This is a genomic window from Micromonospora wenchangensis (assembly GCF_002210435.1).
GTDB classification, from domain to species: Bacteria; Actinomycetota; Actinomycetes; order Mycobacteriales; family Micromonosporaceae; genus Micromonospora; species Micromonospora wenchangensis.
The window spans coordinates 99084-113858 of the sequence record NZ_MZMV01000011.1 but is presented as its reverse complement, the minus strand read 5'-3'; the positions used below and the strand labels follow the sequence as shown (position 1 = coordinate 113858).

At 69.7% G+C, this 14775-nt stretch carries 13 protein-coding genes and 2 pseudogenes; 8 read left to right on the top strand and 7 right to left on the bottom strand.

All coding sequences use genetic code 11. From position 1 onward, the window contains the following. Positions 1 to 131 precede the first annotated feature (131 nt). From B5D80_RS09205 to B5D80_RS09190, 3 genes are all read left to right on the top strand, one after another. Complete coding sequence (locus tag B5D80_RS09205) at positions 132 to 1400, top strand: MarR family winged helix-turn-helix transcriptional regulator (protein WP_088643374.1); 1269 nt, start codon at positions 132 to 134, stop codon at positions 1398 to 1400. A 70-nt stretch (positions 1401 to 1470) separates the two neighbouring features. Beyond that, a complete protein-coding gene (locus tag B5D80_RS09200; RefSeq protein WP_088643373.1) occupies positions 1471 to 2460 on the top strand; it encodes a DUF932 domain-containing protein in 990 nt (329 codons plus the stop codon). Between the two features lie 591 nt (positions 2461 to 3051). Continuing rightward, a complete protein-coding gene (locus B5D80_RS09190) occupies positions 3052 to 4062 on the top strand; it encodes an NlpC/P60 family protein (protein ID WP_088643371.1) in 1011 nt (336 codons plus the stop codon). A 122-nt stretch (positions 4063 to 4184) separates the two neighbouring features. Here B5D80_RS09190 and B5D80_RS09185 read toward each other — a convergent pair whose 3' ends face one another. Together B5D80_RS09185 and B5D80_RS09180 are read right to left on the bottom strand one after the other, a co-directional pair. Beyond that, entirely contained in the window at positions 4185 to 4778 is a 594-nt protein-coding gene (locus B5D80_RS09185) for an AAA family ATPase (protein WP_088643370.1), read from the bottom strand. A 206-nt stretch (positions 4779 to 4984) separates the two neighbouring features. Next, complete coding sequence (locus B5D80_RS09180; RefSeq protein WP_088643369.1) at positions 4985 to 5296, bottom strand: hypothetical protein; 312 nt, start codon at positions 5294 to 5296, stop codon at positions 4985 to 4987. Positions 5297 to 5311: 15 nt separating this feature from the next. On the opposite strand from B5D80_RS09180, the pseudogene B5D80_RS09175 reads away from it, so the two are divergent. Beyond that, positions 5312 to 5965 (top strand): annotated as a pseudogene (locus B5D80_RS09175) (HAD family hydrolase). Positions 5966 to 6037: 72 nt separating this feature from the next. Here B5D80_RS09175 and B5D80_RS09170 read toward each other — a convergent pair. Next, positions 6038 to 6478: a VOC family protein gene (locus B5D80_RS09170; protein WP_088643425.1), complete on the bottom strand. Its 441-nt coding sequence runs from the start codon at positions 6476 to 6478 to the stop codon at positions 6038 to 6040. A 110-nt stretch (positions 6479 to 6588) separates the two neighbouring features. After that, positions 6589 to 6756 (bottom strand): nitroreductase/quinone reductase family protein, encoded by a 168-nt coding sequence (locus tag B5D80_RS09165; RefSeq protein WP_342747094.1) that lies wholly within the window; start codon positions 6754 to 6756, stop codon positions 6589 to 6591. Between the two features lie 23 nt (positions 6757 to 6779). Here B5D80_RS09165 and B5D80_RS09160 point away from each other — a divergent pair, with 23 nt between their 5' ends. Next, a complete protein-coding gene (locus tag B5D80_RS09160) occupies positions 6780 to 7166 on the top strand; it encodes a hypothetical protein (RefSeq protein WP_088643368.1) in 387 nt (128 codons plus the stop codon). Between the two features lie 240 nt (positions 7167 to 7406). Here the strand turns inward: B5D80_RS09160 and B5D80_RS09150 are convergent, their stop codons facing one another. Further along, positions 7407 to 10013 carry a LysM peptidoglycan-binding domain-containing protein gene (locus B5D80_RS09150; RefSeq protein ID WP_245854371.1) on the bottom strand — a complete coding sequence of 869 codons (2607 nt, stop codon included), beginning with the start codon at positions 10011 to 10013 and terminating at the stop codon, positions 7407 to 7409. A gap of 291 nt (positions 10014 to 10304) precedes the next feature. On the opposite strand from B5D80_RS09150, the gene B5D80_RS09145 reads away from it, so the two are divergent. Further along, positions 10305 to 12239: an Hsp70 family protein gene (locus B5D80_RS09145; protein ID WP_088643366.1), complete on the top strand. Its 1935-nt coding sequence runs from the start codon at positions 10305 to 10307 to the stop codon at positions 12237 to 12239. Between the two features lie 379 nt (positions 12240 to 12618). On the opposite strand, the gene B5D80_RS09140 is transcribed toward B5D80_RS09145, so the two are convergent. Continuing rightward, the gene (locus tag B5D80_RS09140; RefSeq protein WP_158224154.1) at positions 12619 to 12819 is read right to left on the bottom strand and encodes a hypothetical protein; all 201 of its coding nucleotides are present in this window, start codon (positions 12817 to 12819) and stop codon (positions 12619 to 12621) included. 70 nt (positions 12820 to 12889) lie between these two features. Next, positions 12890 to 13267, bottom strand: a complete 378-nt coding sequence (locus B5D80_RS09135; RefSeq protein WP_245854369.1) for a hypothetical protein — start codon at positions 13265 to 13267, stop codon at positions 12890 to 12892. On the opposite strand from B5D80_RS09135, the pseudogene B5D80_RS35080 reads away from it, so the two are divergent. Next, a pseudogene (locus tag B5D80_RS35080) lies at positions 13199 to 13365 on the top strand (nucleotidyl transferase AbiEii/AbiGii toxin family protein); the annotation flags it as partial. The gene B5D80_RS09135 and the pseudogene B5D80_RS35080 overlap by 69 nt on opposite strands. 538 nt (positions 13366 to 13903) lie before the next feature. Continuing rightward, positions 13904 to 14749, top strand: coding sequence for an HpcH/HpaI aldolase/citrate lyase family protein (locus tag B5D80_RS09130; RefSeq protein WP_088643364.1), 846 nt, complete (start codon positions 13904 to 13906; stop codon positions 14747 to 14749). The last annotated feature ends 26 nt before the right edge of the window (positions 14750 to 14775 follow it).

Here is a 14775-nt window from a genome sequence, read left to right as displayed (position 1 = left end):
AGCCCATGCCACCCGTCGGGTCGAGCACCACCGCACGGCAGCGCGGGCCCGTGCTCGCCGCTGCCCACAACCCCGACACACCGCCGTCCGACACCGGGTCGGACGGCTCTCACCCCAGGAGGGAAACCCTGATGAACGACCTGTCCCTGACACCTGCCACGCAGGCCGTCCTCGACGCCCTGACCGAACTCGGCCAGGGCGACATCCACGAATTGGCCGAGAAGGCCGGCAAGGCCCGATCGACCACCGACAAGGCAATCAAGACCCTGACCGACGCCGGCCTGATCATCGCGGTGGACACCGACACCGACGGCATCCCCACCCGGTGGACCCTCCCCACCGCCGCCGGTGACACCGCGCCGCCGGACACCGAACCCGCCGACGCGCACACCACCGGGGCCGACACCACCGTCAACCAGAACGCAGACACCGAAACCGGGGAACGGACCGACCAGCCGGCTGAGGACACCGGCGAGTCGACCGACCACATCGCGAGCAACCCCGACGACGGCAGCAGCGACCGCGACGGCACCGAGGTAGGGACCACTCCGCCCGACCGAGACGACGACACTGACGCGAACGGGCCGGCCGTCCCCGACGAGGAGGGGGCCCACATCAGCGGCGACGACACCGAGCCGAACTCCGACGTGCAGGCCACGGCACAGCCGGCAGCCGCCGTATCGCCTGCCCGCCCAGGTGACCGCAAGGTCATGACCATCAAGGCAGTCCTGGCCGACCACGGCGACATCGGCGCGACCCTGGACGTGATCGTCGCCGAAAGCGGCATCGGACACCCGACGGCCACCCGGCTGCTGACCGCGATGGAGCAGGCCGACGCCGCCCGACGCCTACCCGGCCTGCCGCCACGGTGGATCCCGGGACCGACCAAGGCCAGCGAGGTCGACCCGAACCCGCAGCCGCCCCGCTGCCCGCTGTGCTCCCAGGCCATCCGAGGACTGGCCACCGCACCGACCGCCACGACGGCAGTACAGCCGCTGATCCACCCGGACGGCACCCTGCACATCGTCGCCCCCGACGGCGAGACCCACATCGTCGTCCTACCCACCCGCCCCACCCTCCGCGCGGCGAGCACCACGACCCGGGTCGGTGACACCACCGTCAACGCCGACGGCAACCAGCCGTTCGGCCGCGGCGAACTGGAACGCCTGACCCTCGACTACCTCGCCGCCCACCCCGGCCGCCAGATGACCCCGCAGGACATCACCACCGCCCTCGCCGCGCAGCTCAACCGGGCAGTCAGCAACGGGGCCGTCCGCAACAACCTCACGAAGGCCGCCGCTGCGGGCCGCATCCTCCTGGTCGCCGACAACCCGCTCACCTTCCTCCACCCGGCACCCGCCGAGACCGGCACCGACGCGGGCACCCCCGACCAGTCCTGACCATCGCCAACCACCGCGGGGGCCGAGCCACACGCCCGGCCCCCGCACCCGTATCGACAGGAGAACCCCTGTGCCACACGAACTGGAAACGTTCGCCGACGGGACAACCGCCTTCGCGTCCGCCCGCGTATCCGCCTGGCATCAGCTGGGCACCGTCACCCAGGACACCATGAAAGCCGAAGAGATCATGGCCGCCGCCCGCCTCGGTGACTGGGGCGTACGCACCATCCGCACCGTCGGCATCGACCTCATCGACGGCGTCGAGGTGCAGGTCCCCGCCGACGACAAACGGATGACCGTCCGCCGTAACCCGGCCACCGGAGCCACCGAGTACCTGGGCATCGTCGGCACCGACTACACCGTGGTCCAGAACGAACAGTGCGCCGAGATGCTCGACCGCCTCGTCGACCAGGTCGGCGGCGCCCACTTCGAAACCGCCGGCAGCCTCCGCGGCGGCAAGAGCGTCTTCGTCACCATGAAACTCCCCGACGCGATGCACATCGCCGGCGTCGACCGACTGGACCTCTACCTGATCGGCACCACCTCCCACGACGGCACCGCCGCCCTGCGCGTCGACGCCAGCCCCATCCGGGTGGTCTGCGCCAACACCCAACGCGCCGCCTTCCAACACACCGTCGGGCACTACACCTTCCGGCACACCTCGAACGTCACCTCACAGATCAGCCAGGCCCGCGAGGCCATCGGCCTGATGTGGACCTACATGGACACCTTCGAGAAGGCCGCCGAGCGGATGCTCCAAGCCGAGCTGACCATGCGCGAGTTCGAACAGATCGTCGGCCAGGTGTGGCCCCTCAAGGACAACGCCTCCGAGCAGACCCGCAAAAACGCCAAGCAGCGCCTCGGCACCCTCAAGTACCTGATCCGCGAAGCCGACACCCAGAAAGCCATCACCGGCAGCCGATGGGCCGGATACCAGGCCATCACCGAGTACCTCGACCACTACCAGCCCGCCAAGAACGACACCGCCCGCGCCAATCGGGTCGTCACCGGCAACGTCGGTGACCTCAAGATCACCGCCTTCGACCTGCTCACAGTCTGACCACCCACAGCCCGGGGCAGTGGCCATCGGTGCTGCTGCCCCGGGCCCCGACCTCCGATGGCGCCGACCCCACCGGCCCACGCTCAGGAGCACCGCCGTGGCCTACGCGCCGTCATGGCAGCGACTCTGCGACCGCCGCTGCACATCCATCACCAGCTACCACCTACCGCGAGTCGGACTGCGCCTGCACCATCCCTAGGCAACCCAGCCCCTTGGCACTCCTCGCGGAGCCTCGGAGCCGCGTCTGGTTCCTCGACCAGCACGACACCGTCCGGCACGTCCCCGCCATGTCCAACGGCACCTGGGACTGGGCGTACGCCGCACCCCGGTCCGACCATCCCCACACCAGCCGTGTCATCGACAACCCGCTCCGCTGCGCCGCCACTTGTTCATCCCACCTGCCACCACACCCTGACCGCCACGGTGGGCCGTCCGTTCCGGGCGGCCCACGGTCCTTTTCGTGCTTCACCACCCGACGCGGAAGAGATACGCAGCCACGAGAGCGACTTCGGTGCCGCTGTCCATCAGCCCGGAACCCCCACCTGACCAGCAACATCCGTTCGCACACGACGCAAAGGACGTGCCGTCACGATGACCAAAGTCATCATCGGAGTTGTCACCGTGGTCGTCGTAGCCTGCCTCGGCCTCCCCGCGGCCCTCATGTCGGCCACCACCCGCTCCGGCACCTGCGACACCGCCTCCGCACCCCATCCACCCTCCGACCAGCCGCCCAACACCGGCACGTGGGATACCGAGCAGCTCGACATCGCCACCACGATCATCGACGTCGGACGGGCCAGGGGCGTGCCCCGCCGAGGCTGGATCATCGCCGTCGCCACCGCACTGCAGGAATCCGGACTACGGAACCTGCCCCACCTCGGCCACCGCAACGACCACGACTCCATCGGTGTGTTCCAGCAACGCCCCAGCCAGGGCTGGGGCAGCGCAGCCCAACTGGCCGACCCCGCCTACCAGGCCAACGCCTTCTACCACAAACTGCTCGCCGTTCCCAGCTGGGAAACGATGCCACTGACCCAGGCCGCACAAGCAGTACAGATCTCCGCCTTCCCTGACGCCTACACCAAGTGGGCCGACGACGCCTCCCACCTGGTTCAACGCCTCACCGGCACACTGACCGACTGTGCCGCCACACCTACTGCCATACCGGACGGCTTCAGGGTGCCGGCCGACACTCCGCCGGCCGTCGCGACCGCCATAACCTGGGCCGTCGGCCAACTCGGCACCCCATACCACTTCGGCGGTTCCTGTACCGCCCCGCACTCCGGCGACCCTGCCAGGCAGTGCGACTGCTCATCCCTCATGCAGGCCGCGTACCGGACGGCCGGCATCACCATCCCCCGCACCACCCAAGATCAGATCCACGCCGGCACCCCCGTCACCGACCCGACGCAACTCCACCCCGGCGACCTGATCCTCATCCCCGGCAGCCAGGGCACCCGAACCACACCCCGCCACATCGGCATGTATCTCGGCAGCGGACTCATCATCCACGCGCCGAGTAGCGGTGATGTCGTCAAGCTCGTGACACTGAACGGCTGGGCCAACCAGATCGCAGCGATCCGCCGCATCGTGCCCCGCTGAGCGTCAAGCCTCCGTAGCACTCGGACCGGCCCCCAGCACCCTGACCACATCGGGATCTCCCGGGTGGAGTGCGATACAGGGCATCGCTCCGGTGGTACCTGGTGCGGCGCAGTGACGCGTCGTCACCCTTGCCGTGGCTCTTCAGCCCCGGATTCGGTCGGGCCCGCACCTGGGCCCGCTGATGCTGGTTTCAGGACGTCGAGGATCGCCTCCAGCCGGTTGTCGAGCGGTCCACTCAACTCCAGGACAGGAGTGTCATTCCAAGCATCGAGGGGGTCGTCGTAGACGAGTTCCAGGAGCGCGTCGTTCATGCGCGAGCGGAGCCCGGACAGCTCCGCGGCGGGCAGGACTCGTTCAGTCTCCGGCGTGATCACCGCGATAACCAGTAGATCGAGCGTCGCGAACGCGGGACGCAACATGGAGGCGTCAGCCTCCTGCGCCGGGTCTGCTCCGTTCGCGGCCAGGTAGGCGAGGTAGTCCAGTGGTGTGCGGTCGAAGACGGCCCTGGAGGGTGGCGGCGACCGCAGGCTCCGCACCGAGCAGGCCAACATCGCCCGGTAGTCCTCCCGTGACGGCGGAAAGTCGAACTCGTACCCCTGCTCTTCCAGGAGGTAGTACGGCTCGTCGACCATGACGTGACCCGGCAGACGCGCACACAACGCGTCGGCAAGAGTGGTCTTTCCGATTCCGTGCGTCCCGGAGATCGCGACCCGCATCGGCCCCCACCCTTCACGATCTCGCTGATCATAGGATCGCACCAGCACAGCCGCACCGTCGCACCGGCGCGGTGATGTCGAGGCGGAGTATCGCGAACTGCCGCCGATCGTGCGCCGCACCACGCAAGTGGTACCCCGGGCCCGGCACGGAGGACGAACCCGACACGCCTGCCCGGCGGGCCCGGAACGTCGGACGATCCTGATGCTCAGTCGTCTTCGATGTATCCGCTGCCGGCGTCGATGGTGTCCAGTAAGTCACGGATGTTCGTGGTGTGCTCGTCAAGCGACAGGTTCGCCGTCGGGCTGACGCCGAAGCCGTAGCCGGGGTTCGGCCCGCTGAGCCACGTGTAGGCGGTGCCACCGAACGCGTTCGAGCGGAGAACGAAGGTCTCTCCATCGACCTCAAGCGTGTGGGACGTGGCGTCGGCCGACCCTGTGGTCTCGGGGCGCAGACCGGGCACAGCCTCGGGATCCCCCTCTCGGTCGCCGTCGCGGTCGTCAGGGTAGATCGCCTTCACGGCACAATCCGCCAGGTGATCGCCAGCATGTTCTTTGATGTGGGCGGGACCATCGTTGACGAGTCCCGCGAGTACGGCACCTGGGCAGAATGGTTCGGCGTACCACGCCACACGTTCTCCGCCGTCTTCGGCGCAGCCATCGCCCGCGGCTCCGACTACCGGGAAACCTTCCAGGTCTTCCGACCGGGATTCAACCTGACCCAGGAACGGCAACGCCGCACCACAGCAGGACAACCGAATCAATCACCGAAGACGACCTCAACCCCGACTTCCGCCCCTGCCTGATCGCGCTACCCCCCGCAGGACTCCACGTCGGCCTCGCCGGTGACCAGACAGCACGCGCAGAAGCCATCCTCCGCGCCCTGAACCTACCGGTGGACGTCATCGGCACCTCGGACAGCTGGGGCGTGGAGAAACCGTGCCTTGCCTTCTTCGACCGGGTAGACCGAAGCCGGCTGCCGCGCCGACCAGGTGCTCTACGTCGGAGACCGCCTCGACAACGACATCCGACCAGCGCAAGAAGCAGGAATCCCCACCGCACTCATCCGCCGGGGCCCCTGGGCACACATCCTCAACGACACAGCGATCAGCGACCGCGGCCTGTTCCACCTCGACTCACTCACCGAACTACCCGAACTCATCCGCAAACACAACAAGCCAACCACCTGACCAACCCGAAGAGCCGCCCAATCGCCCGCAATGACGGCACGCGGCACACCGCGGATCCGGGCGTCGCGCGGCTCAGCCGATCCGCTCGGCCAGCGAGACGACGATCCCCTCCGGCCCCCGGACGTAGGCCATCCGCCACGCACCCTCATACTCGCCGATGCCACCGACCAGTCCGTAACCCTCGCCCGCAGCCCAGTCGACGACGGCCCGCACGTCGTCGACCTCGAACGACACGTTACGCAACCCCAACTCGTTGGCCATGGCCGCCGGCGAGCCCGGCACGGCATCCGGCCGGACGAATCTCGCCAGCTCCAGACGGGCACCGCCGTCGGGTGACCTCAGCATGACGATCTCGGTACGGGAGTCGGGAATGCCGCACACCGTCTCCAGGAACTCCCCCTCGACGAACGCCCTCCCCTCGACCTCCAGGCCAAGCGCCACGAAGAAGGCCGTCACGACATCAAGATCCGCCACCGTGATACCGACGTGGTCGAAGCGTCGCACATGTGCCATGGACCGCACCCCCGTCCTATCGATCAAGCATCCTCCCGCTGACGCTACCCGCCCCAACTGCCGATGATCTGCGACGCGCGGTCCACGACAGGAGCGAAGCTGGCCCCCACCTACGGCGCGGGTTCCAGCACCACGACAGGGATCTCGCGGCCGGTCTTCCGCTCGTAGTCGGCGAAACCCGGGAACGCAACCTTCTGCGCGGCCCAGATCCCTTCCCGCTCCTCCCCGTGGCGACCATGGCGACCAACTCGACCGTGTCCGTAAGAGACGTCTCGCAGATCCGAGCGGGGTTCGCAGCCGGATGCAATCCTCAGGGCATGAGGGGCCCAGGCAGGATGACGCCGAGGTTGCCTACCTGCGGGAGGTCACCGCACTGGCCGAGAGCGTCATCACCGCGGAGGATCCTTACGAGGCAGCGCTGAGCATCCACGGGGTGTCCGCGCATACGTCGATCGAAGTGGATGCGGCCGGCTCCGTGCACTTCATCTGGGGCGAACTTACCGACCGGGTGGAACTCAAGCCTGACGAGCATGAGCAGGCCAGAGCTGAGAGGGTCCGGGCAGCACGGGAGTGGCTATCGCTGGACCTCGCCAATCGCGAGGCCGTGGCCAGGTATCTGGGGTACTGGGTGTACGACGTTTGCGGCTATGCAAGGCGGGCCGGACCTCGGGCATTGCCGAGATGCTGAACGGGCGGCCCATGATGGCCGACGGCGGCTACCGCAGGAACCCCGAGAGATCATGCCCTCCCGCAAACCCGCCGACGGCAGCTCGCTACCCGCCTGAAAGGAAGCCCTGAACCTCGAGCACCGGACCGTCCGAGCGGGGGTCGACCATGCCCTGGCCAGGATGAAGTGCTTCAAGGCCCCTTCATGACTACCACCGTGCCGCCCACACATTGACCGAGCCCTGTTTGTACAGCTCTGAGCTTACTTGCTCAGGTTGGTGCGCAGCTGGGTGGCCAGGGTGATGGTGTCATCGTGGGGTTGGGTGTCGAGGTCGGTAAGGGCTTTGGTGAGGGCGCGGAGGAGGGTGCGGATGCCGTCGGCGTCGCCGAGGGTGTGGCGGGCGTGCATCGCTTTGACGTAGAGGGCTTCGTTGTAGTGGTCGAGGGTGATGGCTTTGTCGAGCAGGTCCGATGCAGCCTGCGGATCATGGTGGAGTAGGTCGTCGGCGAGGAGAAGGTGGGCTTCGGTGCCCCAGCGTCGGATGGTCTCGCGGTGTGGGGGTAGCCATTCGTAGTCCTGGCCTTCGGCCAGTGGTGCGGTGCAGAGGTCGCAGGCGGTGGTGAGGAGTTCGCGGCGGCGGGGTCCGGTGGCGATGGTGGCGTTGCGCATCAGGTCGCGCAGGGTCCACACGTCGACGTCGACGGTCGTCGGGTCGAGTCGGTACCGGCCGGCGGTTTTGATGACGTAGGCGTTCTTGGTGTCTGCGGTGCCGGCGCGACCGAGTACGTGTCGCAGGTTCGACACGTTGGTGTGGACGCGTTGGTCGGCTTGGCTGAGGCGGGCGTCGGGTTCGAGGTACTCGCCGATTTCGCGGGTGGCGGCCCCGTCGGGGTGCACGGCGAGGTACACCGCCAGTTCGAGGGCTTTGGCGCGCAGCGGACGTCCCGGCCCGGTGATGCCTTCGATGCGCGGTGGACCCAGTACCCGCAGTCGAGCGCGTCCCGTGGGGACATCGTCGGCGGGCCGGTCGGTGCCCGGCGGTGGTGCGGTGTCGGCGGGTGGCGTGTCAGCTCGGCTGGTGTGCAGGGGCACGGGCACGGCGGGTGCAGCGGCGGGTGGTGTGCCGGTGTGCGCCTCGCGGAGGGTTTGCAGGATCTGCATCGCCGTGGCGGCTTCCAGCACCGGCAGTTGCGGCGGCACCGGTCCGGCGGGCTGCTCGGCCGCAGGGTGGGTGTGTCCGTCGGTGGTGACGTCGACGGTGGCGTCGGGTGTCCATTCACCGAGCAGTAGCGCGGACACGTGCAGGTCCGCGCCCAGGGTGAGGGCGGTCCTGGTTCGCATCCGGGCAGTGGGGGGTGGTGCGTCGGTGATGAGGACGATCGGTGGCAGGGCTCCCGCGTCGGGGGTGTCCGGGGGTGGGGTGGTGTCGAGGTCGGTCAGGGTGTGGTCGTCGAGGATGCGGCTGCGGTGCAGCAGGTGGGTTTCGATCGTGGTGAGTGCGTCGGTGAGGGTGTCGACGAGGTGCAGCCGTGGCCATGGGGTGAGGGTGGTGGCGTCGGGGCCGAGGAGGGTGGTCAGGGTGGCGGTGTCGATGATGATTTCGCCGCGGTTGTCGGGGTGGTGGGGGTCGCCTGCGGCGAGGACGGCGACGAGGGTGGCGCGGGCGGCGGCGTGCGCGCCGTCGCCGATGATGCCGATTCCACCACCGGGCGGCGATGTGAGTACGGGGTGCAGGCGCGGTGGCTGCTCGTCGCTGCCCGGCTCTGATGGGTGGGCGGTGACGGCGCGGCGGACCTGGACGACCGGTGCCGGCAGCGCGGTGAGGGGTTCGGTGTCGGGTTCACCGGTGTAGCGGCGGCGACGGTGCAGCCAGACCATCGTGGCGGCGGCGCTGATCGCGGCGGCCAGCGACCAGGGCAGCCACTCGGTGGCCGACAGCCGTACCCCATGGTCGTCGGTGGTCGTGGGTTCGGTCGGGTCGACGGCGGTGGGTTGTTGCGGGGTGGGGGTCGGCTCGGTGGGTGAGGGTGCTGGCGGCGTCCCGCTGATGGTTGGGGTTGCCGGCGTGCTGCTCGGGCTGGCTGGCGGCGTTTCGGTGGTGGTGTCGGACGGTCGGGTGGTGGGTGCTGGGGGTTGCGGGTCGGCGCTGGCGGAGGTCGGTGGTGGCACCCGACGGGGCGGGGCTTGCGGTGGTGGGGTGGTCGGGGTCGCTGGGGTCGCGGCGTGTGGTGGGCGGGCGTCGGCGGGTAGCCGCAGTTCCCAGCCGGGGTAGATGAGGTCGCAGTCGCGCAGGGTGCCGCCGGTGCCGGGGAAGTGGCGGTGTTTGTTCAGTTGGCAGATCTGCGGCCACCGGTTCGCGTCGCCGAGCCATTCCTTGGCGACCTTGGACAGGGTGTCGTGGCGTTCGACGGTGTAGAGGTACCGCTGGTCGGCGACCTGGATGATTGCCGGGCCGGAGGCGGGTGCCTGGCGGGGAACATCGATGTGTTCGGCGGTGGCGACGGGGGTCGTCGGCCGGTCAGGTGTTGCCGCCGCGTCGAGGGAGCCTGCGGAGGTGACGGCGAGCGCGGCGGTGCCGGCCAGGCCGAACACCAGGCGGTGCAGGGGTGCCGGCAGGGTGAGCGCCGGGATGCGCCACCGGGTCAGCGTGGTGACGAGTTCGGCGACGAGGAGCAGGGCGAACACCGCCCACAGCAGCCACATCACCCAGAACGCCGCGCCGATGAGGACGTCGGGGGTGAACCGTCCGCTGGAGCGTTCGAACCAGGCGGGGATCTGCGACCACTGCGGTAGCCGCCGCAGCGGGTTCCCGCCGGCGAGCCACAGCACGGCTGGCACGACCACCAGGAGGATGCCGGCGGCGGCCACGACCCGGGCTCCGGTAGCGACGGTGCGGGAGAGAGGTACTCGACGGGGTGGGATGTCGCGGGGTGGGTGGACCGTGGCCCGTGTGCCGTACTCGGCGAGTCTGTCGCCCCTGTCCGAGGACACCTTCGGCACCCGTCCCTCCCTGCGACTCATCGGTGAAGCTCTCCGCTTACAGGAGAATGCACGTCGCTGGCTATTGCGTCGAGAAGGATTCTCACCATCCGCGCACAAAGGATCACGCGGACAATCAGGGTTGACGTCGCCACACCCCCACGGGCCAGACTGCCCCCCATGCCACACGGGGACACCACGGCAGCCGTCGATCTGAGCTCCGCCGCCATCGCCGCGACCGTCAGCCGCGACGGCGTCCGCGTCCCGATCCTCATCGACGGCCGCCTCGTCATGCCCCCCGGTGTCGTCATCGGCCCCACCGGGCACCTGTACGTCGGCGTTGACGCAGCGACGTCCATCCCGGCGGACCACCGCTTCGTCGACGACCCGACCGCCCTGCTCGGCAAAACCGCTCTCACCGACGCCACCAACGCCGCACCCACCGACCCCGTGGACCTCCTCGCGGCAGTGCTACGGCATGTCGGCCAGCACGCCGCCCACCAAATCGGTCAGCCGATCACCGCCCTCACCGTGACCATCCCACCGAGCTGGGGGCCACGCCGCCGCCACCAGGTCACCGAAGCCGCACAGCGCGCCGGACTACCGTCCCCTGCCCTGGTCACCGCACCCGCCGCGCTCGCCGCCCACGCCACGACCCTCGGCCACCCCACACCCGCCGGCTCCTGCGTCCTCGTCTGCCAGGCCGACCGGCACCCGGCGACCCTCACCGTCCTACACACCACCGACGGCGGCTACACCGAACTGGCCACCCGAAGCCTCGACGACGCCCCCGACCTCGACCGCCTCATCACCGACCACGTCATCCACACCGCCACCGGCGACGACGATCCCCTCCGCGCCCCCGGCGACGATCCCGCCACCGCAGACGACCACCGCGCCCTCACCGACGCCGTCCGCACCGCCCGGCAACTCCTCGTCACCCAGGAACGCGCCCCCGTCCTCCTCCCCGCACCCCGCCAACCCGCGATCATCACCCGCGCCGACGTCACCCGCGCCGCGCAACCCGTCCTCGACCAGATCCCCCGCGCCGTCACCGACCTCCTCGACGCCGCCGACGTCGACACCGGCCACCTCCCCACCGTCATCCTGCGACCAGACCCCACCCTGCCCTCCGTCGCCGAGCACCTCGCCCACACCACCGGCACCACCCCCGTCCTCGTCGACCACCCCCACGCCCTCACCGACGGCGCTCTGACCCTCACCGCCCACCACCAGCCCGCACCCCGCGCCACCGCCGCTCGGCTGCCCCGCGTCCGGCTGCGCATCAGCGACCTCACCGGCACCCTTCTCATCGGCGCCTGCTCCCTGGCGCTGCTCGTGCAGGCCGTCCTCACCGCCGACATCACCATCCACAACACCTGGGTCGTCGGCGCCCGCACCTCGCTGCCGCAACTCGGTACCGCCGGTGCCCTCGCCATGCTCACCGCCATCGCGATCGCCCACCTCGCCCCCACCACCTGGCTCACCGGCACACCCACCACCCCCACCGAGGAACCCACCACCGGCAGCCTCATCCGCCGCAGCTACCTCGCCGCCGCCGTCGGCGGCACCATCACCGCCACCCTCTACGGCCTCGCCACCGGCACCGCCTTCTCCTTCGACTACACCTCCTACCTCAAATGGACCCTCGGCGGCGCACTTCCCCTCGCCGCCTGCGCCACCCTCATCGCGGCCACCGCACCCCGCATCCCCGCCCACGCCCTCCCCCACTGGCTCACCCTCACCCGCCCCGCCATCACCCACGCCGCCACCGCCGCCGCCGGCATCTGGCTCATCCGCGCCGCCTACACCCTGTCCACACCCATCGACCTCACCGGCATGCCCGGCCTGGCCAGCACCATCGGCGCCGCCCTCCTCGGCACCGCCACCGCCCTGACCGTCAGCCGCACCCGCACCATCCGCCTCATCACCACACCCGGCCTCACCATCGGCTACGCCCTCGTCATCAGCTACAACACCCACAGCGCCCTGATCATCGGCTACCTCGTCGCCCTCACCTGGTGGGGCATCCGCCTCACCGCCGACACCCTGCGACTCGCCTTCCCCCACACCGGAAACGCCCTCCGCCGCCTCATCGATCGCCCCGGCAACTGACGATCCGAGGAAACGCAGACCAGCGCCTACGCTGACAGCCCGACGATTCCGCATGCCGGATCGGCGGCGGGGCTGGGCACGGCGTGGAGAGGTTGACCGTGATCAGTTGGCTCTCGGATGTGTGGTCGCGGACGCACGTCGTGCGGATCCTCGACGGCGGCGAGGACGCCGGCCCCTGGCCGACCGGGCGACCCTGGCCGAACTACGGTCCCCCTCGACGATCGAAGCGGCGCGAAAGCTGACCACGACCGGCCTCTTCACCGAGAACATCTGCCGCTGCCCCGGCGACACCACCATCGCGCTCCGCGATGACTCCGATGCCCTCGTCACCGCTGCCAGCCTCCACGGCTACGACAACGTCAGCTGGGAACGGCAACGCCTACACAACGACCTGCACGTGGCAGATCCCGCCGCGCTGCACCTGTTCCTGGCCACCCACGGCGTCCCGGACCAGATCCCGCTGTTCCTGGCACCACTGACCGACCTGCTGAATCTGCACGAAGGACACCCACAGTTCCGACCCGCTGGAGACGCCGGCAGGCAGCACCTGACCGAGCGGGCCGTCCCCCACGTACTCCATCTGGTCCTGCTGCCCCTCACCGGCCAACAAGTAGGCGAACTGTCCACCACACAACTTGATGCCAGGACGATCAGCTCAGCACCATCGCACCTTCACTGGTCGCGCGCGAATCCTCGCGTATGTTCGGCAGGCTGTGGCTGTTGCGGGAGAGCAGGTCGGTGGTGAGCTGTTGTGCCCAGGGCCGGAACCGGACTTCCTGTGGGGTGTCGTGTTCGGCTGCCAGCAGAGCCTGGAACGTGGCCTGTGGGCGTCCACGGCCGCGCAGCGCCAGGGCGGTGTCTTCCCAGTACCGGGCACGGCGTTCGGGCGAGATGATCCGGGCCGGGTCGACCAACCGGGCGTAGTCGACGGCACTGCCGGCCACCCAGACCAGCAGCACCGCGTGGAACTGGTCGCGGACTGGCACGCCCAGCCGCCAGTCCAGATGGACATCGGTCCGGTCCTGCACCCCGACGACGTGGTGGTCGGCAAGATGGACGCCCTCTACAACCGGGCAGCCGACCGCGACTTCCTTGACACATCGATGCCGCCATCAGCAGCGGCCGTATACACCCTCCAGCAGCCAACCGGCCAGGCTGATCGGGTTCGGCAACGCCGCCGCACCCGCCTTGGCGTACAGGTCCATGAGTCAGGTACGTCAGGGCTCGGGTGATGCGGTCGACGGCCTTGCGCAACACCGGCACCGCGAGATCCGCTCACCCCTCGGCGACCAGTCGATCACACTCCTCGGCCACCCGGCGGGCGGTCTGTGAGTATTCCCGTCGCCCCCGGTAGGGATGCCGCCGGCGATCCCATCGCAGCCGATCCGCCAACACCGTCAGATCGTCACCGGTCATCTCTCCGTCTCAGCGGACCGCTACCCGGCCTCGGGCACGCGCCACCTATCGCGTGGAACATGCCAAATAACCAGGACCTGGACAACCGGATCGGTGCGATCCCCGTTGACCCGGCATTTCTCCGACCGGGGTCGCCGAAGCCCGACGTGACTGCCTGGCACGGGCCGGGCCGGGCCGAACGGCAGGCCGCGCGCTTCGCCTCAGCACACCGCGCTAGATTGGAACACCGTTCCAACTGAGGAGGCGTTATGGTGTCCCGGTCCTGGCTCTATGTCCCCGGCCACTCGCCCCGGATGCTCAACAAGGCCGCCGGCGTCGGAGCCGACGCCATCATCGCGGACCTGGAGGACGCGGTACCGGTAGCGCAGCGGCCGACCGCCCGTTCGGTGGTCGCCGACTGGCTGGACTCCGGCGCCACCGGCGACGCCGACGCCTGGGTCCGGGTCTCGCCGGACGCCCTGGAGGAGGATCTACGGGCGGCGGTCCGCCCCGGCCTCACCGGCCTGGTGGTGGCGAAGGTGGACGGCCCGTCCCTGCTGAGTCGCCTCGACGCCCTGCTCACCGACCTGGAGAGCGAGCGCGGCCTACCGGTAGGGCACATCGCGGTCTCGCCCCGACTGGAGTCGGCGCGCGGGCTCCGGCAGATCGACGCCGTCGCCGCCGCACCCCGGGTGTTGCTGCTCGGACTCGGCGAGGCGGACCTGACCGCCGACCTGGGCCTGCGTGCCGGTCCGGACGAGCTGGAGCTGCTTCCGGCCCGGTTCGAGGCGGTCGTCGCCTCGGCGGCCGCCGGGCTGGCCGCGCCGGTCGGCCCGGCCACCGTGAACTACCGGGACACCGACAAACTGCGGGCCGGCACCGAGGCCCTGCGCCGGCTCGGCTTTTCCGGACGGACGGCGATCCACCCCGCTCAGGTGCCGGTGATCAACGAAGTCTTCACCCCGACCGCCGAGGAGGTGGCCGAGGCCGAGCGGGTCATCGCCGCGTACGCCGGCGGGGGCGGCGGGGCGGCGGCGGTGGACGGCACCGGAACGATGGTGGACGAGGCGGTCGCCCGTTCGGCCCGGGCGGTGCTGGCTCGCGCGCGTCGGTAGCCGATCCATCTGTTCCGCTCAACGGA

Coding starts and splice junctions, on each gene's coding strand:
- B5D80_RS09185 (WP_088643370.1), bottom strand. CDS start 4,778: ATGCGGGTCGCGATCTCCGGGACGCACGGAATCGGAAAGACCACTCTT.
- B5D80_RS09130 (WP_088643364.1), top strand. CDS start 13,904: ATGGTGTCCCGGTCCTGGCTCTATGTCCCCGGCCACTCGCCCCGGATG.
- B5D80_RS09160 (WP_088643368.1), top strand. CDS start 6,780: ATGCAATCCTCAGGGCATGAGGGGCCCAGGCAGGATGACGCCGAGGTT.
- B5D80_RS09140 (WP_158224154.1), bottom strand. CDS start 12,819: ATGGAGTACGTGGGGGACGGCCCGCTCGGTCAGGTGCTGCCTGCCGGC.
- B5D80_RS09190 (WP_088643371.1), top strand. CDS start 3,052: ATGACCAAAGTCATCATCGGAGTTGTCACCGTGGTCGTCGTAGCCTGC.
- B5D80_RS09205 (WP_088643374.1), top strand. CDS start 132: ATGAACGACCTGTCCCTGACACCTGCCACGCAGGCCGTCCTCGACGCC.
- B5D80_RS09145 (WP_088643366.1), top strand. CDS start 10,305: ATGCCACACGGGGACACCACGGCAGCCGTCGATCTGAGCTCCGCCGCC.
- B5D80_RS09170 (WP_088643425.1), bottom strand. CDS start 6,478: ATGGCACATGTGCGACGCTTCGACCACGTCGGTATCACGGTGGCGGAT.